This is a genomic window from Planctopirus hydrillae (genome assembly GCF_001707835.1).
In the GTDB taxonomy this organism is placed as follows: domain Bacteria; phylum Planctomycetota; class Planctomycetia; order Planctomycetales; family Planctomycetaceae; genus Planctopirus; species Planctopirus hydrillae.
In genome coordinates this window covers 1-738 of the sequence record NZ_LYDR01000146.1, presented here as the reverse complement: position 1 = coordinate 738, position 738 = coordinate 1, and the positions used below count along the sequence as shown (strand labels likewise).

General features: G+C 59.2%; 1 protein-coding gene. It reads right to left on the bottom strand.

All coding sequences use genetic code 11. The features are described 5' to 3' along the window. Positions 1-501 precede the first annotated feature (501 nt). Positions 502-738 (bottom strand): hypothetical protein (locus A6X21_RS25065; protein WP_205847491.1); only part of this gene is annotated, 237 nt, incomplete at its 5' end.

Sequence of the window (738 nt, the reverse complement as noted above, 5' to 3'; positions counted from 1 at the left end):
ATCCTGTGGAGGGGGCGGGGCCCCTCGGGACTCCGCTGGGTCTGGCGCAACGGAAGAGGGCCTCACCTCGAGGGGAGGCAGGAACCTCAGGCTTCCTCTCCGTTTCGGACTCCGACCGCAGGGTCCCTGCAGAGTTGGGACAGGAGAGTCAGGCCTCGTCTTGTGTGGAGGAATGGAACTCCACTTGCCTGTCGAGTTGTTCACGGGGTGACAGACCACTTGTTGAACTGTGTTTGTAACCTGCGGGTTTTTCTGGACGATGCACGGGGGTGTCAGTGCCCCTTCGTGTTGTGCCTTCACCCACAGGGTTGCCTTCGAAGAGGGGTCCGGGCCTCGGGTCCTTCTCCAGGGCGGACCGGGGAATCGGAGGCGATCGGCATGTGGCCCCACCCACGTGGCTCGTCTCGAATTTCCTCGTGAGACCGGCCTCATCCTTAGGCGTGCTGGAAAGGTCGGGAACCCCTTCCAGACATAGCAGGGGAATCGACATTCCTGTCGCGATCACGAGGGGAGAAGGAGCTCAAATGAAGTGGTTCCGGGAACCTCGGTGTTCCTTTCGAGTGAGACCGGTATGTCGGGGAATTTTGAGATTGCATCAAGGGTGCCAAGTACCGTTTCGCACTTCAAGACAGAAAGTGGGACTTCTATTGAGTCGCTGTAGCGGGCAAGGGCCTCATCTAGCGCTGATGGGGGAACCACGTGGATTTTCTCGAGTTTCAGCGGGATTCTCGAGTTACG